The 25323-nt window shown below is 44.0% G+C and carries 24 protein-coding genes; 13 read left to right on the top strand and 11 right to left on the bottom strand.

Annotated elements, in window-relative coordinates; genetic code table 11:
* Positions 1-214: 214 nt before the first annotated feature.
* Positions 215-916 carry a UPF0149 family protein gene (locus tag KL866_RS00670; RefSeq protein WP_025256305.1) on the top strand — a complete coding sequence of 234 codons (702 nt, stop codon included), beginning with the start codon at positions 215-217 and terminating at the stop codon, positions 914-916.
* A gap of 49 nt (positions 917-965) precedes the next feature.
* Here the strand turns inward: KL866_RS00670 and KL866_RS00665 are convergent, their stop codons facing one another.
* The 3 genes from KL866_RS00665 to KL866_RS00655 all read right to left on the bottom strand — a co-directional run bounded on the left by KL866_RS00665 (position 966) and on the right by KL866_RS00655 (position 3450).
* On the bottom strand, positions 966-1151 hold the full coding sequence (locus KL866_RS00665; protein WP_025256304.1) for a hypothetical protein: 186 nt from the start codon (positions 1149-1151) through the stop codon (positions 966-968).
* A gap of 192 nt (positions 1152-1343) precedes the next feature.
* The gene (locus KL866_RS00660) at positions 1344-1772 is read right to left on the bottom strand and encodes a CopD family protein (protein ID WP_214992453.1); all 429 of its coding nucleotides are present in this window, start codon (positions 1770-1772) and stop codon (positions 1344-1346) included.
* 1 nt (position 1773) lies between these two features.
* A complete protein-coding gene (locus KL866_RS00655; protein ID WP_025256302.1) occupies positions 1774-3450 on the bottom strand; it encodes a chloride channel protein in 1677 nt (558 codons plus the stop codon).
* Positions 3451-3553: 103 nt separating this feature from the next.
* Between KL866_RS00655 and KL866_RS00650 the strand changes: the two genes are divergently transcribed.
* Positions 3554-4261, top strand: a complete 708-nt coding sequence (locus KL866_RS00650; RefSeq protein WP_025256301.1) for a DUF6776 family protein — start codon at positions 3554-3556, stop codon at positions 4259-4261.
* A gap of 80 nt (positions 4262-4341) precedes the next feature.
* Here the strand turns inward: KL866_RS00650 and KL866_RS00645 are convergent, their stop codons facing one another.
* Positions 4342-5589 carry a putative manganese transporter gene (locus KL866_RS00645; protein ID WP_025256300.1) on the bottom strand — a complete coding sequence of 416 codons (1248 nt, stop codon included), beginning with the start codon at positions 5587-5589 and terminating at the stop codon, positions 4342-4344.
* Between the two features lie 91 nt (positions 5590-5680).
* Positions 5681-6130: an azurin gene (azu, locus tag KL866_RS00640; RefSeq protein ID WP_025256299.1), complete on the bottom strand. Its 450-nt coding sequence runs from the start codon at positions 6128-6130 to the stop codon at positions 5681-5683.
* Between the two features lie 210 nt (positions 6131-6340).
* Here azu and KL866_RS00635 point away from each other — a divergent pair, with 210 nt between their 5' ends.
* From KL866_RS00635 to minE, 5 genes are all read left to right on the top strand, one after another.
* A complete protein-coding gene (locus KL866_RS00635; RefSeq protein ID WP_025256298.1) occupies positions 6341-6673 on the top strand; it encodes a hypothetical protein in 333 nt (110 codons plus the stop codon).
* A gap of 125 nt (positions 6674-6798) precedes the next feature.
* Entirely contained in the window at positions 6799-8166 is a 1368-nt protein-coding gene (locus KL866_RS00630; RefSeq protein WP_214992450.1) for an aspartate ammonia-lyase, read from the top strand.
* A gap of 371 nt (positions 8167-8537) precedes the next feature.
* Positions 8538-9320 carry a septum site-determining protein MinC gene (minC, locus tag KL866_RS00625; RefSeq protein ID WP_025256296.1) on the top strand — a complete coding sequence of 261 codons (783 nt, stop codon included), beginning with the start codon at positions 8538-8540 and terminating at the stop codon, positions 9318-9320.
* A gap of 30 nt (positions 9321-9350) precedes the next feature.
* The gene (gene minD, locus KL866_RS00620; RefSeq protein WP_025256295.1) at positions 9351-10160 is read left to right on the top strand and encodes a septum site-determining protein MinD; all 810 of its coding nucleotides are present in this window, start codon (positions 9351-9353) and stop codon (positions 10158-10160) included.
* Complete coding sequence (gene minE, locus KL866_RS00615; protein ID WP_025256294.1) at positions 10160-10420, top strand: cell division topological specificity factor MinE; 261 nt, start codon at positions 10160-10162, stop codon at positions 10418-10420. Before minD ends, minE begins: the two co-directional genes overlap by 1 nt.
* A 48-nt stretch (positions 10421-10468) precedes the next feature.
* Here minE and KL866_RS00610 read toward each other — a convergent pair whose 3' ends face one another.
* Positions 10469-11302 carry a polyphosphate kinase 2 family protein gene (locus KL866_RS00610; protein WP_025256293.1) on the bottom strand — a complete coding sequence of 278 codons (834 nt, stop codon included), beginning with the start codon at positions 11300-11302 and terminating at the stop codon, positions 10469-10471.
* A gap of 243 nt (positions 11303-11545) precedes the next feature.
* On the opposite strand from KL866_RS00610, the gene erpA reads away from it, so the two are divergent.
* Positions 11546-11890, top strand: a complete 345-nt coding sequence (gene erpA / locus KL866_RS00605; protein ID WP_025256292.1) for an iron-sulfur cluster insertion protein ErpA — start codon at positions 11546-11548, stop codon at positions 11888-11890.
* A gap of 201 nt (positions 11891-12091) precedes the next feature.
* Positions 12092-12664 carry a glutathione S-transferase family protein gene (locus tag KL866_RS00600; protein ID WP_025256291.1) on the top strand — a complete coding sequence of 191 codons (573 nt, stop codon included), beginning with the start codon at positions 12092-12094 and terminating at the stop codon, positions 12662-12664.
* A gap of 163 nt (positions 12665-12827) precedes the next feature.
* Here KL866_RS00600 and KL866_RS00595 read toward each other — a convergent pair whose 3' ends face one another.
* Positions 12828-13820, bottom strand: coding sequence for a D-2-hydroxyacid dehydrogenase (locus tag KL866_RS00595; protein ID WP_214992448.1), 993 nt, complete (start codon positions 13818-13820; stop codon positions 12828-12830).
* A 155-nt stretch (positions 13821-13975) separates the two neighbouring features.
* Here KL866_RS00595 and KL866_RS00590 point away from each other — a divergent pair, with 155 nt between their 5' ends.
* Complete coding sequence (locus KL866_RS00590) at positions 13976-15787, top strand: PLP-dependent aspartate aminotransferase family protein (RefSeq protein ID WP_214992446.1); 1812 nt, start codon at positions 13976-13978, stop codon at positions 15785-15787.
* A 193-nt stretch (positions 15788-15980) separates the two neighbouring features.
* Entirely contained in the window at positions 15981-16427 is a 447-nt protein-coding gene (locus KL866_RS00585; RefSeq protein ID WP_025256288.1) for an SRPBCC domain-containing protein, read from the top strand.
* Positions 16428-16564: 137 nt separating this feature from the next.
* Here KL866_RS00585 and KL866_RS00580 read toward each other — a convergent pair whose 3' ends face one another.
* Both KL866_RS00580 and KL866_RS00575 read right to left on the bottom strand, forming a co-directional pair.
* A complete protein-coding gene (locus tag KL866_RS00580; RefSeq protein ID WP_214992433.1) occupies positions 16565-17686 on the bottom strand; it encodes an alkene reductase in 1122 nt (373 codons plus the stop codon).
* 191 nt (positions 17687-17877) lie between these two features.
* Positions 17878-19200 (bottom strand): carbohydrate porin, encoded by a 1323-nt coding sequence (locus KL866_RS00575; RefSeq protein WP_034325327.1) that lies wholly within the window; start codon positions 19198-19200, stop codon positions 17878-17880.
* Between the two features lie 500 nt (positions 19201-19700).
* Between KL866_RS00575 and fucP the strand changes: the two genes are divergently transcribed.
* On the top strand, positions 19701-21038 hold the full coding sequence (gene fucP / locus KL866_RS00570; RefSeq protein WP_214992430.1) for an L-fucose:H+ symporter permease: 1338 nt from the start codon (positions 19701-19703) through the stop codon (positions 21036-21038).
* Between the two features lie 54 nt (positions 21039-21092).
* Here the strand turns inward: fucP and KL866_RS00565 are convergent, their stop codons facing one another.
* Positions 21093-22295, bottom strand: coding sequence for an anhydro-N-acetylmuramic acid kinase (locus KL866_RS00565; RefSeq protein WP_025256284.1), 1203 nt, complete (start codon positions 22293-22295; stop codon positions 21093-21095).
* A 7-nt stretch (positions 22296-22302) separates the two neighbouring features.
* Positions 22303-23628 (bottom strand): OapA family protein, encoded by a 1326-nt coding sequence (locus tag KL866_RS00560; RefSeq protein ID WP_214992428.1) that lies wholly within the window; start codon positions 23626-23628, stop codon positions 22303-22305.
* Positions 23629-23924: 296 nt separating this feature from the next.
* Between KL866_RS00560 and tyrS the strand changes: the two genes are divergently transcribed.
* The gene (gene tyrS, locus KL866_RS00555; RefSeq protein ID WP_025256282.1) at positions 23925-25124 is read left to right on the top strand and encodes a tyrosine--tRNA ligase; all 1200 of its coding nucleotides are present in this window, start codon (positions 23925-23927) and stop codon (positions 25122-25124) included.
* The last annotated feature ends 199 nt before the right edge of the window (positions 25125-25323 follow it).

Below are 25323 nucleotides of genomic sequence, written 5' to 3'. Positions count from 1 at the left end.
ATAGGCGGGCGAGCACGCAATAGTACCGCTAAACCAATACAGTAACAGATTGGTTTTAAACCTATTGTCGCGTACCCAGTGCAAAGGACTCGTTTTTCTGCGTGTCTAATCCAATTGTTTGGAATAAATATCAGGTCAGAAAATACGCCCTCTGCAAAGTGGCCGCGCAGACTACCGTTTCGAGAAAGAGAACGCAAATTAAAAAAGGAAGGTAATGGTGAAAGACGGGTTTCCAGTAAACATCATCAGAGATATCGTTTCACTCCCCGGTTTCGAAAGCGTGCTTCCGAACGCTTATCATGTGGATGGGATGATCTTTGCTGTCGCCTCTGCTCCAGAAATTCCCATGCCCGAGCAGTGGATGCCTTGGCTCATTAAGTCCAGTGACAGTCACCTAGTAGACAAAGATGTAGATAAGCTTGCCGATACGCTGATGAACGGCTTGCGCGCGCATTTAGATTTTATGCGTCAGGAGAAGTCTCCTTTGCCCATTGAATTAACGGTAGCGCCCAAGGTGCAGGGTTCGATTAGACCTTCAAAGGAACTAGAAAGCTGGCTGAACGGGCTTTTACAAGTGCATAAGCAATTAGAGCCCGTATGGCAAAATGCCTGGAGTTATTTAGAAAAGCATGTAGAAAAGAATAAAGTGAATACCAATGACAGCCAGAAAAATGAGCCTGAGCAAACAGAGCCTGCGGAAGTTCGCCTGTCTCGATGTTTAAAGCTCTTTTCAACACTTGCCAACATTGACCTAGCCTTATCCTACAGAAACGACAAACAGGCAGCTCAGCTTGAAAGCAATATAAACATGCTTGTTAAACAGCTTCCTTCGATGCTAGCAGATTACACTAAATTATCAGGAGAACTAGCGGGTGCGTTACCCAATCAATTTGAAACCTTCAACAAAGTAACCTAGAAACGTCGAACTTTTTGGTCACTTAAATACCCAAATCGCTAACTTAATATCAGCGTTGACGTTGCTGGCGTTGATTTAACGTATGTTTAAGCGAAGCTGTGTAGCTATCTAGCTCAAGCTTCGCTTTTTCATATTGGTCATTTAAAAGCCTTGACGCAGGCTCCCTCATTAGTGCTTTAAAAGCAATATCTGTTTGCTTTAACAAATTTTTAAGGTGTTGATTACTGTCATCCATGATGAGCATTCCGATAAAAACAATTCAATGAACCCGATATACAGCAAGTCTCGGATGGCTATGTGCAATGCTTACAACACGCTTAACATTACGTTTAAAAAATTTCTTACATCACACAGCAGTACATATTCCTTAAGTACTAATTTCCTTACAATGCTGATACTTGCCTATATTATTTAGCCTGGTTATGACTTACAGAGGTTTCACCACGGCCAAACACACGACAGCGAGAATAATTAACACTGGGGCTTCATTCAAAAAGCGGTAGAAGCGCGGAGTGTGTCTATTCTCATCCCGTGCGAATTGCTTCATTAACTTAAACAAATAGAAGTGGTAACTGTAAATAGCAAGCAATAACAGCAACTTTATATGCAGCCACCCAGACATCTTAAACCATGTACCACCGTAACTGACAATAAGCGCTACGCCGAATACCAGAGTTAATAAGGCGAATGGAGTAACAAAAAACCACAATCGGCGCTCCATGACTTTTAATTCATCTTTAACTATTTGAGACTTAGTCGTGGCGTGGTAAACGAAAAGTCGTGGTAAATAGAAAAGTCCTGCCATCCACGCCAGCATGAAAAAGATGTGCAGTGCTTTAAACCATAAAATGTGCATATTAGTAGTGTGCCTTTTGTAAGAAGCTTTGCAAGATATTCCACGTTACTACGCCGATGATATCGTTAAGCTCCTGATCGTAAATATAAACTGCGCCAGAGCGCGAGTTTTTAAGATGTTCGTATACTTCGTGGAGGGTAGACTGCGCGCTAATCCCTTCCATTTCGTAATAGTTTAGTGCTGTAGCATCGTGCTCCAAACTTACATTGTATTGGACCAGCTTATACTGCACATCTATTTCAAATTTTGACTTTTGAATGACAATTTTAGTCGGATCGCTTTCTAAGTAATTGGTTAACGCCTGTTCTGGGGCATCGTGAAATAGCTTGTAATCGGTGTTCATTGCCGCAAGCACCCCCGTTTTCTCAAGCGCTTCACGAATAGATGAAATGGCGTAAGGAAGATTCTGATAGTCAAGCTGGCGTATGAAAATAGAGCGGTTGCCAAAAAACTGCGTAGAAGTCACGTATGCAGGAACTATTACCAACATAGCCGGCAGAATAATTTGAGGGCTATATGAGAGCTCCATAACCGCAGAAAGTGCAGCAAGAGGCGCGTGTAAAACCGCCGTTAGCATTCCCGCAATACCCAGCAGTGCGAAGCTGTTAGTGAATTCAGGCACGTTGATAAAGTACGACAAGGGCAATAAAAGAACGGCACCAGCGAGCATACCAATAACCATTACAGGGCCTATGATCCCTCCGGGAATACCAAGGCCGATAGCAAACACCGCTAAAATAACCTTAAATACCAAGGTAGAAACCAACAATAAGGCGCCGGGGGAGCTATCAAATAAATGCTCAACGTCAATGAAATTCGCGCCAAGGGCTTCAGGAATAAACATGCCAATTGTGCCAGTAATTAAAGCTGCTAGTACTAAGCGCCACACCATGGAAACCGGTCTGAACCACGTCATAACACGCATAAGTTGGCTATTAAATAATACTGCTAGCATGCCTAGTAGAACGCCTAAGAGTACTAGATATAAATACATCCACTGACTAAACGCATTAAACGATAGGAACGAAAGTTCATTCACTTCTCCAAATACGATGCGGGTGAGCACAGAACCACAGGCAGCAGCCAGCATGATAGGTACAAATATGTGAATTTTATATTCTCGAAGCACCACTTCCATTACAAAAATGACGGCCGCAAAGGGAGTATTAAACGATGCAGAAATACCCGCGGCAATGCCACAGCCAGCAAGAATTCGAATACTGTTGTAGGGCAAGCGAAGCCATTGCCCGAGAAAACTACTGCCCGACGCCCCCATGTGCACAGATGGGCCTTCTCGCCCTACAACAAACCCGCCTGCTAAGGCCAACATGCCGCCAAAAAATTGGTTTATGGTTGTTCTCAGTGGCACATAACCGTAATAGTATTTAACTCGGTGAATAACAAAAGGAATCCCCAAGCGGTAGTGTTTGAAGCCGGTGAGAAAAGCGATGAATAGTATTAAGCCAACACTAATAAGCGGCATGATCAGCCACACTAACCAGTCATAGATAAGAACTGACTTAAGCGACGATATCCCTGTTTCTTGAAGCCATTCAACACAAAGTCGAAACAGTATAATGATAAGCGCCGCGCAGGTTCCCCCTACAATGCCCAGCATACACAACTGAATAGTAGTGCGTGGATGAGCTAACTCCTCTCTTAAAGCCTGCAAGCGCATGTTGTGGTACAGTAGATTAACGTAGCTAGCAGCTTACCATAAACACTTAAAATTCATAATATTTAGAACGCGTTAGCGTTTTGTAGTTTTTAATGAAGAAATTATGACAACAGATCAATTAAAAGAAATACTAGGCAGCTATAAATGGACCTTGATGGTAGCGCTCATCATGTTTGTCATGGTTGGGTTTGGCTACAAGCTGGCACGAATAATTGATGAAGGCGATAGCAAAAAAGTACGGGCTCAAAAAGAAACTATCGCTATCTTGTCTGAAGAAAATAATGCGCTTACTACCAAAGTAAACCAGCTTGAAGTAGCCGTGGAACTTGCCACACTCGAATCAGAAAATATCGCAAAAACGTTAAGTGATCAGAAGACTGAGCTAGAAGCACAGAAGGAGCTTTTGAGTTTTTATGAACGAGTTATGGCACCCGAGAAAGCCGATGATGGCTTTGCTGTTGAAGGGGTAGAGGTTTTTAAAGTAAACGATACTACGTATCAGCTTCGGTTAGTGTTACTGCAGTCTAAACAGAGAAAAGCCGTGATAAATGGTAATTTAGACATAGCCATTATGGGCAAACGAAATGGTGAACCCGTTACACTTAAATCTGGCGAGTCAAGCCTACTTGCTGAAGATGTTAAGTATCGTTTTCGTTTTTTCCAAGCAGTGAACACAATGCTCACTATCGACGAAGACATAGACGTAGAGTCTATTACTTTCACTACATCGGTGTACCAATACAAAACGCGTAAAGGCAACTATGAAGTTAGCGTGCCTTGGAGTGAAGCGCTTTCTACAGACGTAGAGTAATCGCTAAAGGCAACGTTTTCGCATTGGTCTTTTATAGACTTTCAAGCAATTTGAATAGGGCTTGAGTTTTAAAAAATAAATTACTCCAAAAAATACCAGTAGCCGTAGCCAACAATAAACGCTGGAATGGCAGAGTACACAGTAGCGATAAGGGCGGCTTTCGGCGAAAGCGCGATAGCGGGAAACAAGGCATCGCCATCATTACTAATAGCGTTACCGAGTTGTGCTGAAAAAGGAACAGCACCATTTAAATATAAGCTGGTGACCAATATTTGAGGGCCGCAGCCGGGTAAGAAGCCTATTACAATAGCTAAGCCGACCAAGCCAGGGCCCATAGTTTCAAGCATTCCTGCAATGTCTAGCCCAAACCAAACAACAGACAGTTCGAAGATTAAAAATGCGAGTATCACCCATGCCAATACAAACTGGGTATCTAGCGCGGCTTTTTCCTGCCATTTAGGAGGGGGCGGAGTTGAATCTTCTTTGGCGATTGAAGCGTATCCGCTTCCTGAACCGCATAGTGACCAAAGCACCAGACTTGCTATACACAAAGAAGCGCCAATAAGTGTTAGTGTATTCTCACTAATGGCCAAGTAACTGTGAACGGGGAGTTGAAACGCCAAAGCAAGGGCAATTGCTAGCGAAGGTAAACTCACAAACATCCAAAAAACTCTGGAAAGTGAAACGGCGCTATGGCGTATTGCTTTCGGTTTATCGGTGTCTTTGGGCGCCTTATTCGAACCAACAGTTTCAGGCGCTTGGTAATTATGGAATTTATTAACCACTAACCCAGTAGCGGCGCCCACGGTGACACTTACAGCCATTACGGTTAATGCGTCTAATGGCGCTTGAGCTAGCAATAAAAAAGCTGCGTCACCCATGGTGCTAGTTAGTACTGCAACTACTGCCCCAAAACTGGTAACACCTCGCGTATACTGAGTTACAACAATAATTGCACCACCACAACCAGGTAAAGCACCAAGAAGTGCAGAAAGGCCTACTTCGTGGACGGGGTGCGTTTTCATATAATTGCCAATGGCGTCGGCTGAGACCCGTAGCGTTGCCAAGTAATAAAGAGCAAGCGATGCGTAAACGAACGCAGCCACCTGGAAGTATGCGTCTGATAAAACGGAAAGTGTAACGGAACGGGTGCTGCTATAAGCGAGTAAGGTTACAACCAAAAGCGGCATTAGCAGTCGCTTGTTAGCTAACAGCGGGTAAAGAGTGCTTTGAACGAAGCCTTGAGTCAAGCCGCCAGAACTAAGACGTAGATACTTTTCGCGTTCCAACGCTTTTGCACTTTTCGATGTATGGGACGCTGTATCCATTACAACTTCACTCTCAAATTACTGAACGCTATTTTGAAGGCGCACAATTAAAGGTGCGCCTCTCGTTTGCCTATCGGCAAATTGCATACCCTTAGCTAGAAAGGGTAACCGTGCCTTGCATAATGCCGATATGACCGGGGAATGAGCAGAAAAACATGTACTCTTCGTCTTTGCTTAACCCTTCAACAGAAAACGTGGTAGAGGTCTGTTCGCCGCCGCCTATAATGTCTGTAGCGCCAATTACACGTTCGTCATCCGGCTTAACATAGTTATTATCTAGTCCTGCACTCATACCATCTGTTGCCACCGCTTGCCCATCGGCTTTAGTGGTCATTACCCAGTTGTGACCCATAGATTGCTTTGGTAGCTGACCAGTATGTTTCAACGTAACGGTAAATTCGCTGCAAGTTGCAGGAATCGTTACGTTTTTTGTATTGAACTGCATAGCGTCATTCGATTCCACTGTAGTCTCACATTCGTTAGCAAATGCACTTGAAGCTAGAAAGAAAAGGGCTGTGCCGCCAAGTAATTTCTTGATCATGAATAATGTCCTTTGAATTTAGGTTAACCACACTTCTCGGTGGAAGTAGAAGATTCAATTCTCAATTCTCAATACGAAAAATACTAACACTGGATCATTATAAATGCTAATAATTATCATTTGCGTTGTTGCGGTTGTTTTGCTATGAATAGTTCTTACCTATTCATAGCGTTGTATTTTTATGCCTAAGTTGATGCACAAGGAAAGCTGATGCCATCAATACGAAATGCACTTGAACAAATTCGCTTTGGACATAGTAAAGTTGAGCTGAATGTATTGGTTAACTACCTAGATGGAGTGAGTTGCGTTGCCAATTTACTGCCATGTGATAGCGACAAATTTTGTATATACAAAAATGCGCTCGAGTTGCTGTTTGAAACCATATGCGACCCGCTGGTTTGTAAACAATGGCGCTATGCCTGTTTAGACCACTTATACAAGCCTTTACTCAACGCTGAGCGCTACGCGTCTACTGAGAGTGATCGAATTGCGCTTGCAAGAATAAAAATAGATTTACAAGTGTTAGTCCGACATTTTTTATGAGCGTCCTACGAGGGTGATATCTATTAAGTACTATTAGTTTGCACTTAATACCCCCGATAAGACCTTTGATGACAGCGTGATAAGCACGCCGAAAATTAAGTTACATCAATACAAGGATACGAGTTATGACAGCAACACGCACAGAACGCGACAGCATGGGTGAGCTACAAGTGCCTGAAGATGCGCTTTACGGCGCACAAACTCAACGTGCTATTCAAAACTTTCCGGTCAGTGGTCAGCGTATGCCTGAAGCTTTTATACGCGCGTTGCTCACTGTGAAAAAAGCCGCAGCTCAATCAAATATGAAGCTGAAAGCGCTGGATAGTGACTGCGGTCAGGCGATAGTTAAGGCCTGCGATGAACTGTTGGCCCTCGATGATGTTATGCAACACTTTCCGGTAGATGTCTTTCAGACAGGGTCAGGTACTAGTACAAACATGAATGCCAACGAGGTGATAGCGCGTTTGGCTTCTCGCTACTCAAGTGAAGAGGTTCACCCGAACGATCATGTGAACTACGGTCAAAGTTCAAACGATGTGATACCAACCACAATTCACGTAAGCGCCGCTGTTGCCTTGTCGAATGAGCTAGTACCTGCTGTGGAAGGTCTGATTCGTGTTATTGAAACTAAAGCAAAATCGGTAGCACAATATTGCAAAACCGGGCGCACACACTTAATGGATGCTATGCCGGTACGCATGGATCAAAGCCTACTAGCTTGGGCATCTCAGCTTAAACAGCAGCTAAAGAACCTTCGTGCTGTGCAACCCGCAATCCAAACCCTAGCTCAGGGGGGCACAGCAGTGGGGACGGGCGTAAACGCCCATGCTGATTTCGCAACTACATTTTCAGATAAGCTGGGAGAGCTAACCGATATCGCGTTTAAACCAGCAGATAACTTCTTTGCACTTATTGGCTCTCAAGACACCGCAGTAACACTTTCAGGTGTGACGAAAAGTTTGGCTGTAACCCTAATGAAAATTGCTAATGACCTTCGTTGGATGAATTCCGGCCCGCTAGCCGGCTTGGGCGAAATAGCATTGCCTGCGTTACAGCCCGGCTCATCGATAATGCCAGGTAAAGTAAACCCAGTTATTCCTGAAGCGGTGGCAATGGCTTCAGCACAGGTAATAGGCAACGACGCGGCAATTACTGTAGGCGGGCAATCTGGAAACTTTGAGCTCAATGTCATGCTGCCCATGATTGCCAGTAATTTGTTATCAAGCTTGTCGCTAATGACCAACAGTGCAACGCTTATCGGCGAACAGGCAATTGAAGGATTCACGGTCAACCAAGATAACATTGAAGCGCCTCTTTACAGAAACCCTGTCCTCGTCACCGCGCTTAACCCTGTCATTGGCTATGCAAAAGCCGCGGAAATTGCCAAAGCAGCTTATAAAGAGAATAAACCTGTTATTGATGTGGCTGAAGCAATGACAGATATTTCTAGAGACGAGCTGGAGGCCTTACTAGATCCTAGAAATCTCACTTAGCTGTAAAGGCCTAAACCAAGTGTTAGAAACAGACGTGTATTGAAAAAAGTGCGACTTACCATCGCACTTTTTTTGTGGTGGAAGTGATAGTTAGTTGTAAGGAAGTTCGGTAAAAAAATCGCAGAGCACCTGCTTGCCTAAAAACTATTCGATGGTTGGCATGTTCTTAGCTAGCTCATAGCTAATAACTTGAGTAAAACCTGTTTTAACCGGTATACAGTTGCTGTATGTGATCAGGAATTTTGGTACAGTGATGCAATAAATTATTTGTATAGCTGCGTAAGACAGCGATAGACATTAGCGCTAATAGGTTTTGCTTATTTTGACGGCGAATTGCTAGGAAAAAAGTAACGCCTTTTCGGGATGAAAAAATGACAGAAACTTGCTTTCGCATGAAGGGCACTACGCTCACCAGTATTGTGTTAGAAGTAATAGATTTTGAGCCAGATAACTTCGAGGCTCAGTTATCTAAGAAAGTTGCGAGCGCGCCGCAGTTCTTTACCCGTTCCTCACTGATTTTGCATTTGATAAAGCCTTTGTCTGCTACCGAGTTTGAACTGCTAGTGGCACTTTGCCGTCGGTTGCAATTGCAGCCTATGGCGGTGAAAGGTGAAGTGGCAGAACTTAAACCGACCATTAATGATTTGGGATTAGCTGATGTAAGCCAAAGTAAATTTACAGATAGTGCTCTTCGTTCGCAAAAAGAAAGCACAAATGGTGAAAGTGAAACCAACGATAGCAGTGAAAATGCGCCGCAAGCACAGCGACAAGCCGATACAGAGCCCCCAAAAAGTGAGCCTGCTCCTACAGTTGCGCCTGCGCTTAAACCTGCCAAAGTAATCAACCGCCCTGTACGTTCTGGCCAGCAAGTTTATGCTGAAGGTAGTGATTTGGTGGTAACCGCGTCGGTAAGCGAAGGAGCTGAGCTTTTAGCCGATGGCAACATTCATGTTTACGGTACGTTACGCGGACGCGCGTTAGCGGGCGTTAAAGGCAATACGAGCGCTCGTGTATTTTGTCAGTCGTTAGATGCAGAACTCATTTCAATTGCGGGGCAATTTATCATGCACGACACCGTAAAAGGTGAATGCTGGAAGAAGCCTGCGCAAGTATATTTAGAAGACGAAACATTACGTATAGAGCCGTTAGCTTAATGCTTTGTACGCACTAATAGGAAAGAATAGATGGCAAAGATTATCGTAGTAACCTCAGGAAAAGGTGGTGTAGGTAAAACTACATCGAGTGCAGCAATAAGTACTGGGCTTGCGTTAGCAGGTCATAAAACGGTAGTGATAGATTTCGATGTTGGCTTGCGAAACTTAGACCTCATCATGGGCTGTGAGCGCCGTGTAGTTTATGATTTTGTTAATGTTATCAACAAGGAAGCGTCACTAAAACAAGCGCTAATCAAAGACAAGAGAACGGAAAATCTTTTTATTCTCCCTGCTTCTCAAACCCGCGATAAAGACGCACTTACCGTTGAAGGTGTGCAAGCAGTCTTAGACGAGCTTAAGAAAGACTTCGAATATATCATTTGTGATTCGCCAGCAGGCATCGAACAAGGTGCGCAAATGGCGCTTTATTTTGCTGACGAAGCCATTGTCGTAACCAACCCGGAAGTATCGTCGGTACGTGACTCAGATCGTATTTTAGGTATTCTACAAAGCAAGTCGATGCGCGCAGAAAAAGGCGAACCGGTTAAGGAGCATCTGCTTCTTACTCGCTACAACCCAATGCGTGTAGAAAGTGCGGAAATGTTGAGTGTTGCCGATGTGGAAGAAATTTTGGCTATCCCACTTTTAGGGGTAATTCCAGAATCAGAATCAGTGCTAAAAGCATCAAACCAAGGACAGCCAGTTATTCTTGATTCAGAGGCCAACGCTGGTCAAGCGTATGCCGATGCAGTGAAACGTTTGTTAGGTGAAGAAGTACCGCACCGTTTCCTTGAGGCAGAAAAGAAAGGGTTCTTTAAGCGTCTGCTAGGAGGGAAGTAATGGGTATTTTTGACCTGCTCAAAAGGAAGCAAAAGCCGAGCACTGCGGCGGTAGCCAAAGAGCGGCTACAAATTATTGTCGCGCACGAACGCAGAAAGCGTACCGAGCCTGATTACTTGCCCATGATGCAACAGGAAATCATTCAGGTAATTCGCAAATACGTGACGATTGCTGACGACCAGGTATCGGTGCAGTTAGATAATAACGATGATTGCAGCGTACTTGAGTTGAATGTGACTTTGCCAGACAGCAATAATTAAATAGCATTCGCTATATCAGTTTTGGTTGTCTACTAAAGACCTCATACCCTAGTCGCTTATTAGGCCTTCATCAACATCAAGTTGTTTGGAGGCCATTGCAATTAACCGTTCGTCCAGCGGAGGCGGGGAAATATCTACGCCTGCACTGAGTCTTGCGGTAACTGTGTTCAGTGCATTAACCCTCGCTTGCCACTTGAACTCCCCGTTTATTATGTGCCAAGGCGCATAACTGGTGTGGGTGTGTTTAAACATGTCATTCGTTGCCTCGATGTAGGCTTTTCGCATTTTTCGGTTGTGCAAGTCTTCTTCGGTTAACTTCCAGCGCTTGAATGGGTTATGCAGCCTTTCTTCAAATCTCTCGCGCTGCTCGCGTGACGATATATGCATAAAGAGTTTGATGATACGAATTCCGCTGTCACTCAGCGTTTTTTCAAATGCGTTTATTTCTTCATACCCGCGTCGCCACGTGTCTTCATCTATTAGTTTATCTACCCGCTCTACAAGCACTCTACCATAGTGTGAGCGGTCAAAAATTTTAAGAGTTCCGGGTGATGGTAAGTGTTGCCAAAAGCGATAGAGAAAGTGTTTGTCTTGGTCTTCTTTAGCAGGCTTCGCCACAGGAAATACACCTACGCCGCGAGGGTCTAGTTTTTCTGTTATACGCCTAATGGCGCCGCCTTTTCCTGACGCATCCCATCCTTCAAACACAATAATTGCTCGCTTTTTTTGATGAAAATACGACTGCTGAACGTGAAAAAGTTTTTCTTGCTGTTTAACTAATGCGTCTTTGTATTCTTCTTTACTAGCAAAGCGAGACTGCCCGAAATCATCAAACAGGGTAGGGGTGGGGGAAAGTGACTGTGGTTTGCTGGAAAGTTTCATATACCGCACCTTAGTTAGTGTATCGCTAATCTTTAGAAGTTAACGCTTATTATATTTACATGTCAGTGTTAACTAGTTTGCTTAACTTTTCTATCCCCATCGTGTCTTTTACTGTAAGTGTGATGGCAGGTTTAAAGCTTGAATCGTTAAGTTTTGCCCCAATAATTGCTAACTATCCGCAAGTATTAGATAATTGCGGCTAAGCAGAAAGTGCGTTAGCACGAGATTATTGTAGAGGTGGGTATGTCTGTAGAAACGGCGTTGCCAATTGAGTTTTCAGACGCTGCAGCAGCGAAAGTGAAAGCCCTTGTTTCAGAAGAAGAAAATCCTGATTTGAAATTACGTGTATACGTAACAGGTGGTGGTTGTTCGGGCTTTCAATATGGCTTCACATTCGATGAGAAGGTGAACGAAGGCGATATGACTATTGAGAAAGATACGGTAACCATGGTTGTCGACCCAATGAGCCTACAATATCTAGTAGGTGGCATTGTTGATTACGTGGATGGCCTTGAAGGGTCACGCTTTTTGGTACAAAACCCAAATGCCACGACTACCTGTGGCTGTGGCGCAAGCTTCAGTGTTTAAGTGAATGCGTTTAAAGGCAAGCTAAACGCTGTGCTCTTTAAACGCGAAAGCCTGCGTTTATAATTATTTGCAGTAAAAGCGATAGGCATACATCGCATCATTTTGTATGCCTGTCGGTTGTTCTGTCTCCAACACTTCCTTTTATTTTCAAATTCTGGCTACACTGATTTCAACAAACGACCATAGTTTAGGACAGCGTTTATGAAATTGTACGGCTCAACCACTTCTCCCTATGTACGCCGCATTCGCATTGTATTAGCGTCTACAGAACACGAATTTTTAAATCTTCAAATCTTTTCTGGTGAAGATCGCGAACTGCTTGCTTCTCGCAACCCAACCTTAAAAGTACCTTGCCTTGAAGATGATGGACAAATGATTTTCGATTCTCGCATTATCTATAATTATCTTGCCGACAAGCTTGATCATGATGGCTTGAGCTGGGAAGAAGAGAATCAACTAACGTTAATTGACGCAGCTAATGATTCATTTGTTCAGCTTATGCTTCTAAAGCGTTCAGATTTTGATATCAGCGAAGATAAAATGTATTACCGACTTCAAAATGAGCGGATTGAAGCAGTATTAAACGTGCTATCAGAACAACTTGATGCGGGTGGCTTTAGCGGATGGACTTACCCAGAAATCTGTTTGTATAGCATGATCGATTGGGTGCTTTTCCGCGAATTACACAGCATGAAAGACTACCCACAATTGTTAGACTTCCATGAAAAGCACCATAACCGAATTGAAATAACCGCAACTGACCCACGTAGTTAGATTTAGTCAGATATCATGGCCAGGTAAATCTAGGTAAATTTAGGTAGATTAGGTATAAATAGGTAATGATGTCCTAATTAAGAATCAGCACTCTATATTTAGGCTCGACCAAGTTTTCGACTTTGCCAAAGAAAGGGCTGCTAAAGAAAGGGCTGTTAAACAATTAATAGCCCTTATCAAAATCAAACTGGTATTTGAGTGGTTCGCCCTTGATATAGCGCAGCGCATTGTCTAAAAACACGTTTGCCACATCGCTTGGTTGAGATTCTGCGGCTGTGTGAGCTGTCACTGAAATATTGGGATGCTGCCAAAACGGGTGAGCGGGGTCGAGGGGCTCGTTGCGAAACACGTCTAAAACCGCATGAGACAATGCACCGCTGTTTAAAGCTTGTATAAGAGCATCATCGTCAACGGCACTACCTCGACCTGCGTTAATGAACACACTATGAGGTTTAAGTGCGTTAAAAAAGCCGTGAGATAGCATGTTTTGTGTAGTTGGTGTGTCTGGCATTAAATTCACTACGTGGTCACATGCATTAGCAAACCCTTCGATGTCGTCAGGAGTATAAACAGCAATAGCGCCTTCCACTTCTTTCCCGCTTCTCGTTAAACCTACAACCTGCATACCGAAGGCGTGAGCAACCGGCATAAGGGCTTGCCCGATACTGCCAAGTCCGACTATACCCAGCGTTTGACCATTTAACGGCACACGCTTTGAAGCTTCCCATTTTGGCGGTGAGGTACGCTGGTTTTGTTCAAATGTCTTCACATTTCTAGCATGCGCAAGTAAATAGGCAAAAACGTATTCCCGCATTAACTTACCGAAAATTCCTTTCAGGCCAGTAAGTGTGTAATCGGTTTTACTCGCGTTTAGGAGTGGGGCGTTGCCTGCCCATGTGGATTGACACCAAGTAAGCGTAGAGCATTTATCAATAATGCTGGAAGCAAGGTCAGGATCTGCGAGCATCACTCTAACGGCTTGAGTATCTACATCTTCTGAACCCGTAGTTACTTGTTTAAGCGTTATAAGTGGGCTTCCGTCAGTCCCAATATAGCTATTGTTATCTGCTATTTTTTCTCGAAGTGCATCTGCAATCTCTTTGGCTTCATTGCTTAAAATAGTAAGTTCAATCACCTTCGAACTCCTTGCTGTCATTGGCCTAACACTCCTAAAGTAAACTTTTCTTTCCTCTGCCTGAATGCATTATCGTCAAGCTTGTTGTTCTAAAAGTGTGATTTAAGTTTTACATTTTTGTAAACAGTGTTGGTGTTATGTATTTGCACCTGAAGTTAATTTGCAACGGAACCGCTATGCAGTCAGAAAACAAATTCCAAAACTCAACAGACGTTGATATTACACACGCCAAAGTGCTGTCACCTAAGCGTAACACGACCCAAGCTGAAACTACTCAAGCTTTAGTCGAAGAGCAACTTTCACATTTCGGCATAAGTGCACAAAGCGACTATGGCAAGGCACTCGCCAATACGGCTCATCATTTATATGGCGCTCAGGCCAGCGTTATGCAGCTTTGGGATATTACCAGCAATACGTTGCAAGAACTTGATAAAGAAGACAGGCTTGCCTACTTCAATGCCAAAAAGTTTTTGTCTTTTCAAATTGCTAAGATATTAGATACGCTGCAAAACCCGTTTCGTGCCACATACCAAAGCTTGTCGAGCGGCAACGGCTCACAAGGGCATTATCCGCTATTCGACAATGTCACTGCACTTTTTTCAGCAACGCCCGTGGTCGTAAGGACAGCGACCTATGTGTATGCCTGTACTGAATGGGTAGACGATGCTTTTCAGGGAAAAGAGTTTACCCACCAAATTTATTCGCGATTATTGAACCCCACCAACATCTCCCTTGCTAACGCCATTGTGGATATGGAAGCGGGCCCTTACGCCGCTGAATACTTAGCTTGGAATTTTAATTCGGGCATGGCGGCAATTGATGCCTGTTTATCGAACGTGCTGAGTCATGGCGATGTGCTTATTGTTTCTAGAAACGTATACGGTGGGGTGTATCAGCTGCTTCATGACTACTTCGCTCGCAGCAATCGAATGGATATTCAAATTGCGTGGTTTGATGGTTACGACGCACAAAGCTTTGCGTCATTCATGCAGCAAACAAAGGCTGAGCATGCCTTACGCTTAAGCAATGGCGCAAAAATGCATGTGTATTTAGAGTCGCCATGTAACCCGCATGGTTATGTACTGGATGTACCCGGAATTTGTGAGCTAGCGCACGCACAAGATGCGTTAGTGATGTTGGACTCTACGCTTGCTACGCCTGTGTTGCACCAACCGCTGCAGCACAAAAACAAAGCCGCACGACCTGATTATGTGATCCATAGTTACACCAAAGATTTGTGTGGTAGTGGCGCAACCACTGCGGGCGTCGTGATAGGCGAGGGGCATCGCATGTTCCAGCCAAAAGGCAGTGCGGCAAATGGCGTAGACTGGTCTGAAACCATGTTCTGGGATGTGTACTATATCAAGGGTGCATTCTTAGATTCTGAAAAGGCGTTTGATGTATTAAACGGTATGAAGACCTTGGAACAGCGCATGATGACAAAGGTAATCAACACTCAAGTCTTTACCTCATTTCTAAATGCTCACGATCAAATTCGCGTTAACTGTCATGCGTTGCCTGAACACAGCAATGCAGGTTTGCGCGAGAAACAGCACACGCACGGCTGGCCATGCACCTTATTCACCGTTGACATGGCGCCCGCGAATTTACCACGCGACGTGTTTGTGCGCTTTTTCGATGCTTTAGAGCCAGCGTTCAGTCACCAGGTGAGCATTGGGCAGAACAACACAATAATTTTGTGCCCTGCGCTGACGTCTCATTCAGAACTCAGTAGCGATGAACAGAAAAAAGCTGGAATAGAATTAACGACTATGCGCATTGCAATGGGGACAGACAACGTCAAGCAACTTATCGCCCATTATATGCTGGCCGCAAAGCATTTTATCGAGCCTCATGCACCTGGTTTTTGTGAAAAGTTTATGGCACACGCCGACATCGACGACTTGTATTTATCAGTAAGTGAGAGAGTGAGCTCACAGCATTTTGGCAGCAAGGCCAGTATGGATTCACTGATGAAAGGGGCTTAGGTGCACTTTTAGTTCAAGAAATTGTCTTGAACTGTCGATAAAACATATTGAGGATGTTCTCCTTCTCCCGGGCCTTTCCTTACGCGGGCTCGGGATTTTTTATTTTTGGCAAAGCTGATTAGTGATGATGAGCGATTCTCTTTGCTATAAAGTAAAAAGACACTTACCTTCACAATATGACTAAGGCGGCTTTATGCACGAGTTTAAAATTGATGTAACGCTAGATGCATCATTGCCCTTTATTTTTGCAGCATTTCACGAACCTGAGTATCTTTCAGAGTGGTTTGCACCAGGCGATTGTTCAGTTACACAAATTATGAGCGATTTCAAAGAAGGCGGTCGCTATCGTATAAAGATGATGGATCCAAGTGGCATTGAAATGTCATTGACCGGTGAATACGTGACTATTTTAGCGAACGAGCAACTGTCGTTTTCATGGGCGTGGGAAGATGACATGGAAGAGTCGGTAATGACATCAGTAGATATTCACTTCGAAAAGACAGAAGAAAACAACGTGAGGATAGTTCTTATTCAGCAAGGTTTTGTGAACAAACAAGAATGTGACCAGCATAACTACGCCTGGATGTCGTGTTTGGAGAAGCTCGCCGTATTAGCTGCAAAGAAAAAGTCGTTTAATTAACAAGTCTTTTGTCATAAAAAAATTTTTGAAGGGGGCGCATAGTACTAAGAGCTGCGCGGTTAAAAAGCGCGCTGCGTTCTACAATGAACTACTGCGCTTGAGATAAAGGCAGAGCGATTTGCTCTGCCCTTGCTAGTTTAGGTCAATGATGTCATGGCGTCTTTTCCGCTTTTTTCACGGTATGTGTCAAAGTCGTTGTAGCCCTCTTCACTTCCCCCGTACCACGCAGACGGATCGTCAAATGAAGCTAATGGGTAGTCGTGCTTAAAGCGAGTAGGAAGGTCCGGATTTGTGATCCAAGGTCTGCCGAAGGCAATCATGTCGCCATCGCCGTCAGCTATACGCTTTTCTGCTTCCTCTTTTGTATAGCCGCAATTGCCCATTAGCATACCGTCAAAAAGGGCTCTAAATTCTGCTAACGCCATGGCTTCGCCGCGCTCATGAAAGCCAAACGCTAAGCCATCCATTACATGTAAATAGCCTATTTCTAGCTTATTTAGCTGTTGAGCTACATAGGTAAAGGTTTCTCTAAAATCGTCAGCACCCATGTCGTTAAATGCGCCATTTGGCGATAACCTCACACCGACATACTCTTTTTCCCATACGCTCAATACCGCGTCCATCACCTCGCTCAAGAAGCGGTAGCGGTTGTCTACACTACCACCGTAATTATCGTCACGCTGGTTGCTACGGCTATCTAAAAATTGGTTAATAAGATAGCCATTTGCCGCATGCACTTCCACGCCATCAAACCCTGCAGCTTTGGCGTTAATAGCTGCCTTCTTGAAGTCTTCAACAGTGCGCTTTATATCATCAAACGTCATAGCTTTCGGCACTTCGTAGGGCTTTTTGCCCTTAGGCGTGTGAATCTCATCGCCTTCAATTTTGATAGCGGATGCAGAAAAAGGAAGATTGCCGTCGTGAAAGTCGCTGTGAGATGCGCGCCCGGTGTGCCAAAGTTGAAGTACAATCTTTCCACCCGCCCCATGAACGCGATCTACAATAGAGCGCCAGCCTTCAACCATTTCGTCAGTATAAATTCCAGGGGTATCAACCCAACCAATGCCTTCTTCCGAAATCGTTGTCGCTTCTGTGATGATAAGCCCTGCATCTGCCCGCTGAACATAGTGATCGCCCATGATTTTGTTTGGTATGCGATCGGCGCCCGCTCTACCTCTTGTCATTGGTGCTAATACCATGCGGTTTTGTAATGTGTTACCTGCCCAATCGAACGAGCTGAAAAGTACTGAGTCTGTCATTCGTATTCCTTATTCAACGAAGAAGAGTTTGTTGATGAAGCGCTGCGCTTGTTAGCGCTATTAACGTCGTAAGATAGTAGTGAATACAGGAATAGCGAGGAGTTGGATTTGTAAAAAAAGTTGCTTGTGTAGCTAAACAAGCTTGAATTAAGGGGGAAAGATGGATTTGGAAAAAGCGCCCGAGGGCGCTGTTATTTAAATATCAAAGCAGCTAGGTTTACGTCGAACCTTAGGCCTAGGACAATAGCATCATCAAGTGCCATTACTCTGTCGCGTTCTGCGAATTGGTCGGGGTTGATGATGTAGTGAACGTTCGGCTGAATTCTTACGTGGTCGTTGAGTTGATAACCATAACTTAGCTCTAACATAGTTTGGCTGCTTGCCGGTGTATCAACCCCGCCGTTTTTGTTTCTTAATATACGCTGATCCTCTAGCGCTTTGTCACTGTATTGCTGGCGGGTAAATACGAAGCCAATGGTATCGTCAGGGCGTGACGCCAGAGTACCTCGTAAAACAAAACCTGCTTTGACATAGTAGTCTTCAATCAACTCGCCCGATGTACCGGTTAGCACTGCACCGAACAGCGTTAGACCTTCTTTCGTTAGTGGGTTTGGACGAGTAATTGTTTGTTCAAAACGTGCGAATATACCCGAGCGACCGTTTCTAACAGCGTAATCATAGCCTGACTGCGCCGCATAGTTGCCCTCCTCATCAAAGACGGGGTCGGTGTAGTCTGCGCCATCGTACCAACCGCCAATTTCATAGCGCCTTGGTAATTCGTCATTGTCCCACGTGGTTTGATATCCCAGAGTGAATGGGACAACAACACCAGTTGCCTCATTAGTCGCCCAATCGAAACCGTGATCGCTTAAGTCTTGATGACTGGTATTATCTTCGTAAACACCGGTATGAAAGTATGTTTTTGGCGAAAGCCAGTATTTCGCATGGCCACCCCAACTTGAAACGGGCCACCAAGTAAAGTTACTGGTTCTAAATACAAAAGTTGGGTTCCCACAAGCAGCATTGGTTTGAAAGTATTGACAAAGTTCAGAGCCTAAAAAGCTGATATTCGCTACGGTGCGGCCGCCTTCTAGTTCTAAATCACCATCTAGAAATTTGGACGAGATTGTAAACCGTGCAAGACGGGTATTTTGACCGCCAAAGATCTCTTGCACCGACGTGCTGCTTCCAATGTAGTGCTCGGCTAAGTTTTTGCCGTGTCGGTTTGTCATGGCAATATGGATTTTAGTGTCTTCCCAGCCCGCGAACGCATTTAAATCTAATTCACCACCTACAAATAGCTGACCAGCATAGGCGCTGCCTCTGCGTTCACCACCGTCAATATTAGTGGCTGACTCACCTGTGTAACTTGCTTGAAATTCAAACGCGTCTTCAAGCATATATTGTGATGCCGTCGCAATAGTGGAAAAAATAGCGGTGACAGCGAGGGTAGCTGTTTGTAAGCCTGTCTTAAATACAGGAAGATTTCGGGCGACTGGAGCTGTTTTCATCATTATTCTCTCAAAATAAAAAATGTTAATCACTGTAGCTTGTTAAGCACGTGTGACTAATGGCATCTAAGTATTTATTGCTAACCTCTTGTTGAAACTAAATAAATCAGCGCTAGCTAACGTTACAACGTATTAACTTAAGTTTGCTTTGAACGAAATCTAACTAACCTTGTGAATTAAATCAACCTGGTTTATTTAATTTATTTAACAAATTTATGTATTCCCCTTAAATGAAAGTGCCGAGCGGCGTCACCACTTCAGCTTACATAGAAAGCTTTCCGCTAAGTCTTTTTGTGTTTTCAACTTGCTGAAAATTAAAGTTTTATTTATTGGTAATCATGGCGTGGAAGATAAATGTATATTTCTCTTTTGTCGGGTTTCTACACACAAAGTCTAATTTTTAATGTAATTCAAAGTAAATAAATCAAATTGATTTATTGACAGGTTTAGAGCGGAATGCTTAAATTGGTTAACTATTTTTTTACAAGCGAAAGGCCGTTCTTATGAAAAATAACGCCCCTTTGGTGTCTAAAGACACGTTGATTCCCTTTATATTGTTAACGATTTGTTTTGCAGCATGGGGTGTGGCTGCGAACATGACAGACCCTTTGGTAAAGGTATTTAGCAAGATATTTACTATGTCGTCTTTGCAATCGGCATTGGTTCAATTTGCCTATTATGGCGCATATTTTTGCTTAGCCATTCCTGCTGCTTTTATTAACAAGCGCTTTTCTTATAAAACAGGTGTATTGACTGGTTTGGGGTGTGCCGCTGCTGGGGCATTTCTGTTTTATCCTGCCAGCCAAACTATGACTTACGGATTTTTCTTAGCCGCACTTTTTGTACTGGCGGGGGGATTATCTATTCTTGAAACTTCGGCTAACCCATATGTTATGGCGATGGGACATCAAAAGAGTGCGACACGCCGTTTAAATTTAGCTCAAGCATTTAATCCTGTCGGTACTAATTTAGGTGTGTTTTTGGCTGCAACGCTTATATTGCCAAACCTGAATCAGGCATCTGCGCAAGAGCGTGCTGCTATGTCGGTAAGCGAACTCAAAAGCGTGATAGGGGCCGAGCTTGACGCAGTAATGCTCCCTTACGTAGGTATGGCATGCGTTTTAGTTTTGGTTTGGGTTGCTATTTTCCTAATTAAAGCGCCAATTCAAGAATCGGTTGAGTCTAGTGTGGAAGACGTAAAGTTGGGCGCATCGCTTAAGCGCTTAGTTGCCAACAGGCATTACCGATTTGGCGTATTGGCTCAGTTTTTCAATGTTGGCGCACAAACTTGTGTGTGGACCTTTACTATTCAATATGCAATGAAAGCGACGGGTGGTAACGAAGTGAGTGGTGGTGAAATATTACAGTACAGCATGATTGTATTCTTAGTTTCACGCTTTGTGATGACGTGGGCAATGCAGTATCTCTATCCAGCTAGGCTATTGATGATTATGTCATTGCTTGCCATGGCACTATGTATCTTCATGACACAGTCTCCTAATCTAGCAGGCGTAATCGCACTGGTATCAATTTCTGCTTGTTTGTCACTAATGTTCCCGACCATTTATGGTATTGCGCTGGAAGGATTGGGTGAAGACACCAAGCTAGGCGCAGCAGGCCTTGTGATGGCTATCCTTGGTGGAGCTATTATGCCACTTTTCCAAGCTGCAATTATCGATAGCGCAGGGGTGGTTGTATCTTATATTGTACCAGCCATTTGCTTCCTGGCTGTGGGTGGTTATGGTTATTTCGATATGCGCGCTAAAAAGCGCAGTGTTAAACCTAAGGACGATATCGATACAAACGCATTAAAAGAAATGGAAATGCCAATCGCTAAATAAAACCGCTGAGGAAACGATACTAAAGGGCCGTTGATTGTATCAGTGGCCCCTTTTTTATCCTTTTTTATAAAGTGCACCTAGAATTGCAGGTTTTGAAGCGCCAGTCACTTGAGGCACATTACCCGCAATATCATTCATAAATGCGTGAGCAAACCAAGCAAACGCAGCGCCTTCTACATGCTGTGGATGTATGCCCAGCGCATAACTGTCTGCTACGGCATAGTCGCTCAAAGCGTTGTTCAAATAAGCCATTAAAGCTTTATTAAACGCGCCGCCGCCGCACACAATCACTTCGCTTTGTACGTTCGCATCACTCGCTTTAGGTAGGTGGTTCATTATTTCTTGAGCGATAGTGCTGCCGGTAAGTGTAAGCAAAGTGGCTTGAACATCTTCTGGGGCTAAATTGTTATTTCCCTCTTCGCTTTGCAGGTCTGCGCTAGAAGGGAAGTAATCGGCAAGGGCGTTGCTTAACCAATCAATATTGAAATGTTCTCTGCCTGTGCTTTTAGGCGCGGATAAAGCGAAGTAGTTATCTAATAAAAACCTACCTAGTAAGCCGGTATGGCATTGTCCTGACGCGGCCCATGCTCCGTCTTTATCAAAGCTCTCGTTTAAATGAAGGCTTATCCATTGGTCCATCAAGGTGTTACCTGGCCCAGTATCAAAACCTCTAGGCGGTATGTTATCTTGCTTTGGTGCAAGCAATGAAATGTTTGCGATGCCGCCAATATTTACCAGCGCTCGATATTTTTTTTCACTGGCAAAGACCGCATTGTGAAAAGCGGGTACCAGCGGCGCACCTTGACCGCCCAACGCAATATCTTTGCGCCTGAAATCGGCGATAACATCAATGCCGGTAAGTACAGCGATAGTGTTAGGATCGCCAATCTGACAAGTGAAGCCCCGGATAGAAGCGCTAGAAAAATAGGCAGACATCACATCAGAATTGGGATAGTGACGCACCGTTTGCCCATGAGAGCCAATGGCAGTGATATCTGATGCTTTAAGGTTGTTTTTATCAAGTAGTGCTAAAGTTACTTCTGAAAAGGCTTCGGCAACGAGCCTGTCTGCAATGCCAAGGGTATTGAGCTCGTCAGCCCCTTCAGTACATAAATTATTGAGCGCGTGAAGTAGTTCACTAGGATAGGGAATTGTATGCGCTGAAAGCGTTGTGCACGACGTTGCAGTGATGTCGCATAGGACGGCGTCTACGCCGTCCATGCTAGTGCCTGACATCAAGCCAATATATTTCGCCATAGCGCAACTATTTCATCGCGAGCATAATACGTTTGTTGTTATTGAGTTGCTGCTGACGAAGTTCTGCTATTTCCATAAATCTTTCTCGCTCTTCCTTTGCTATTGGTAAAGCTTTCGGCAGCTCTACGGTGCGTGGATTTCTATGCACACCGTCTACTAAAAATTCGTAGTGAAGATGTGCGCCTGTCACCATGCCAGAACTTCCAAGGTAACCTACCGTTTGACCCTGTTTAACGATGTCGCCCACTTTTACCGCACGTTTTTTGAAGTGAAGGTACTTAGTGGTGTATTTCTCGCCGTGCTGAATAAATACATGATGGCCGTTATATTTATCATAGCCTGCTTTAATTACTTTTCCATCACCTGCTGCCATAATTGGTGTACCAACGGCTGCTACGTAGTCGGTACCACGGTGTGCTTTCCAGCGTTTTTGTACAGGGTGGAAGCGTGCCTTCGTGAAATTAGAGCTAACGTATCTGAAGTTTACAGGCGCACGCAAAAAGCTCTTGCGCATGCTACGACCTTCTGGGGTGTAGTATGTACCGTCTTCGTGAAGGATCGCACTAAACTGTTCGCCTTGGTTGGTAAACTCTGCTGCTACAATATCGCCGTAGCCTACGAATTCGCCATCAATGTATTGTTCTTCAAAAACAACGTTGAACGTATCGCCTGAGCGAATCTCCATCGCGAAATCAATATCCCAGCCGAAAATACCTGCCAAATTCATAATTTGGTTGCTGGTAAGCCCTGCATCTCTTGCTGCATTCCAAAAGCTTGAGTGAATTTCACCCTGCGCAAAGTTGTAGCGAATATCTACATCACGCTTTTCAAGCTCGGCTGTAAGAGCACTGTTCTCATTTGACGATTCTGGGCGTACGAACAAAGTTTCGGTTGAAGACAGTTTGTATTTCAACTCTCCAAAGCTACCGTCGTTTTTAGCTTTAAACGACAATTCATCGCCAGGCAGCAAGGTAACGAGCGTTTTTGTCAACTCACCGGCTTGGGTTACATTGTAAACGTCACGCGACGTAAAACCTGCGCGTTTAAATAGTTTTGCCAGCGTATCGCCACTGCGCACTTTATAGGTTTGCCAAGTAGACTCTTCTTCATTCGAAAAAACATCGGTTGACGGTGCAATGTTAAGATCTACAGGGTAGCGGACACCTGCGTCTAAAATATGTGCCTCTTGATGACGGCTAGCCTCTACAGACTCCGACGGCAAAAGGATAAGCCCGCCAAGAAACAAGCTTGCGATAGCAATGCCGGTTCTATGTTGCTTAGGTAAATTTTTAAATAAATGTAGCGCTTTAGAAGCGTCTAATTTTTTTCTCATACTACAAGCCCACCTGAGAAATGTTATGTGCACAACACTATTTCACATACGTTGCTTAAAAATGCAACTTTTCTCATTATTTTGTTAGCGCAAATTGTTACACCCAATAGCTCTTAAACTCGCAATTACATAATGTGCGTTATTTAACACGCTAATTTCGCGTTCAAAGCTGTTGGGTTTAACAACATGACTGTTTGTAATCCGTTTTTTGACGCGCAAAGCTTTTAATGGTTCCGTTGTACGCGTAAAATGCCCGCCAATATTGAATATACAGTTATGTAGAGTGTGATTAACAAATGAAAGATTGGCAAACAGCGCTAGCTGAGATTAAACGGGGCGTCGATGAAATACTCCCCGAAGAGGATTTAATTGAAAAACTAAAATCCGGCAAAACCCTAACCATTAAAGCGGGTTTTGATCCAACTGCGCCTGATCTGCATCTTGGTCATACTGTGTTGATCAACAAGCTGCGTACATTCCAGCAACTCGGCCACAAAGTTGTTTTTCTTATTGGTGATTTTACTGGCCTAATTGGCGATCCTACAGGTAAAAATGTCACACGCAAGCCTTTAAGTAAAGATCAGGTATTAGAAAACGCTAAAACGTATCAAGAACAAGTGTTCAAGATCCTTGATGAAGAAAAAACAGAAATACGTTTCAATTCAGAATGGATGGACGAGCTTGGCGCTGCGGGCATGATCAAACTAGCGGCAAGTCAAACTGTAGCTCGTATGCTAGAGCGTGATGACTTTAAAAAACGCTATAACAACAACCAGCCTATCGCAATTCATGAGTTCTTATACCCGCTTGTGCAAGGTTGGGACTCTGTAGCCCTTGAGTCGGACGTTGAATTAGGCGGTACTGATCAGCGCTTCAACTTGCTAATGGGCCGTGAGCTTCAAAAAGAGCAGGGACAAAAGCAACAGTCAATTGTGATGGTTCCACTACTTGAAGGCTTAGACGGCGTTCAGAAGATGTCGAAGTCTTTGAACAACTACATTGGTATCACAGACGCGCCAAACGATATGTTTGGTAAAGTAATGTCTATTTCTGACGATTTGATGTGGCGTTACTATGATCTTATCAGCTTCCGTCCGTTAGAAGAGATAGCAGAGCTTAAAGCGCGCGTTGAAGGTGGCGAAAACCCACGTGATATTAAAATTATGTTGGCGAAAGAAATCATTGCTCGTTTCCACGACGATGCTGCCGCTGAAGGTGCCCACCAAGACTTTATTCAACGCTTCCAGAAAAACGCTATTCCTGACGATATGCCAGAGCTTGAAATAGCGCTAGGCGAAGAAGGCATCGCTATCGGTAATTTATTAAAAGAAGCGAAACTTGTTGGCTCAACGTCAGATGCCATGCGCATGATCAAACAGGGCGCAGTTAAAATTAACGGCGACAAAGTGGAAGACACCCGTTTAGTGCTCACTGAAAAAGGTGAAAACGTGTATCAGGTAGGTAAACGCAAGTTTGCGCGTATTACGCTAGCTTAACGCTTCACTAAGTTATTATTTGAAAGCCTGCTTATATAAGCGGGCTTTTTTTTTGTCTAAAAATCCAGTGTAGAAGCTTGAACGCATTGTCTATTCAGTTGCGTAGCGATCGTCCACTACTAATACAAAATTGAGTAATAACCAACTGGGTAAAAATCGGCTTACGTTTTTTTTATATTTAATTTGCTGATATTTATAG

It is taken from the genome of Alteromonas sp. ALT199, assembly GCF_018619335.1.
Taxonomy (GTDB): Bacteria; Pseudomonadota; Gammaproteobacteria; order Enterobacterales; family Alteromonadaceae; genus Alteromonas.
The sequence above is the reverse complement of the archived record's forward strand: the minus strand, read 5'-3'. Positions and strand labels throughout refer to the sequence as shown.

Bases quoted from the DNA above. Each gene is read 5' to 3' on its own strand.
- KL866_RS00670 (WP_025256305.1), top strand. From the start codon at position 215: ATGGTGAAAGACGGGTTTCCAGTAAACATCATCAGAGATATCGTTTCA.
- KL866_RS00665 (WP_025256304.1), bottom strand. From the start codon at position 1,151: ATGGATGACAGTAATCAACACCTTAAAAATTTGTTAAAGCAAACAGAT.
- KL866_RS00660 (WP_214992453.1), bottom strand. From the start codon at position 1,772: ATGCACATTTTATGGTTTAAAGCACTGCACATCTTTTTCATGCTGGCG.
- KL866_RS00655 (WP_025256302.1), bottom strand. From the start codon at position 3,450: ATGCGCTTGCAGGCTTTAAGAGAGGAGTTAGCTCATCCACGCACTACT.
- KL866_RS00650 (WP_025256301.1), top strand. From the start codon at position 3,554: ATGACAACAGATCAATTAAAAGAAATACTAGGCAGCTATAAATGGACC.
- KL866_RS00645 (WP_025256300.1), bottom strand. From the start codon at position 5,589: ATGGATACAGCGTCCCATACATCGAAAAGTGCAAAAGCGTTGGAACGC.
- azu (WP_025256299.1), bottom strand. From the start codon at position 6,130: ATGATCAAGAAATTACTTGGCGGCACAGCCCTTTTCTTTCTAGCTTCA.
- KL866_RS00635 (WP_025256298.1), top strand. From the start codon at position 6,341: ATGCCATCAATACGAAATGCACTTGAACAAATTCGCTTTGGACATAGT.
- KL866_RS00630 (WP_214992450.1), top strand. From the start codon at position 6,799: ATGACAGCAACACGCACAGAACGCGACAGCATGGGTGAGCTACAAGTG.
- minC (WP_025256296.1), top strand. From the start codon at position 8,538: ATGACAGAAACTTGCTTTCGCATGAAGGGCACTACGCTCACCAGTATT.
- minD (WP_025256295.1), top strand. From the start codon at position 9,351: ATGGCAAAGATTATCGTAGTAACCTCAGGAAAAGGTGGTGTAGGTAAA.
- minE (WP_025256294.1), top strand. From the start codon at position 10,160: ATGGGTATTTTTGACCTGCTCAAAAGGAAGCAAAAGCCGAGCACTGCG.
- KL866_RS00610 (WP_025256293.1), bottom strand. From the start codon at position 11,302: ATGAAACTTTCCAGCAAACCACAGTCACTTTCCCCCACCCCTACCCTG.
- erpA (WP_025256292.1), top strand. From the start codon at position 11,546: ATGTCTGTAGAAACGGCGTTGCCAATTGAGTTTTCAGACGCTGCAGCA.
- KL866_RS00600 (WP_025256291.1), top strand. From the start codon at position 12,092: ATGAAATTGTACGGCTCAACCACTTCTCCCTATGTACGCCGCATTCGC.
- KL866_RS00595 (WP_214992448.1), bottom strand. From the start codon at position 13,820: ATGACAGCAAGGAGTTCGAAGGTGATTGAACTTACTATTTTAAGCAAT.
- KL866_RS00590 (WP_214992446.1), top strand. From the start codon at position 13,976: ATGCAGTCAGAAAACAAATTCCAAAACTCAACAGACGTTGATATTACA.
- KL866_RS00585 (WP_025256288.1), top strand. From the start codon at position 15,981: ATGCACGAGTTTAAAATTGATGTAACGCTAGATGCATCATTGCCCTTT.
- KL866_RS00580 (WP_214992433.1), bottom strand. From the start codon at position 17,686: ATGACAGACTCAGTACTTTTCAGCTCGTTCGATTGGGCAGGTAACACA.
- KL866_RS00575 (WP_034325327.1), bottom strand. From the start codon at position 19,200: ATGATGAAAACAGCTCCAGTCGCCCGAAATCTTCCTGTATTTAAGACA.
- fucP (WP_214992430.1), top strand. From the start codon at position 19,701: ATGAAAAATAACGCCCCTTTGGTGTCTAAAGACACGTTGATTCCCTTT.
- KL866_RS00565 (WP_025256284.1), bottom strand. From the start codon at position 22,295: ATGGCGAAATATATTGGCTTGATGTCAGGCACTAGCATGGACGGCGTA.
- KL866_RS00560 (WP_214992428.1), bottom strand. From the start codon at position 23,628: ATGAGAAAAAAATTAGACGCTTCTAAAGCGCTACATTTATTTAAAAAT.
- tyrS (WP_025256282.1), top strand. From the start codon at position 23,925: ATGAAAGATTGGCAAACAGCGCTAGCTGAGATTAAACGGGGCGTCGAT.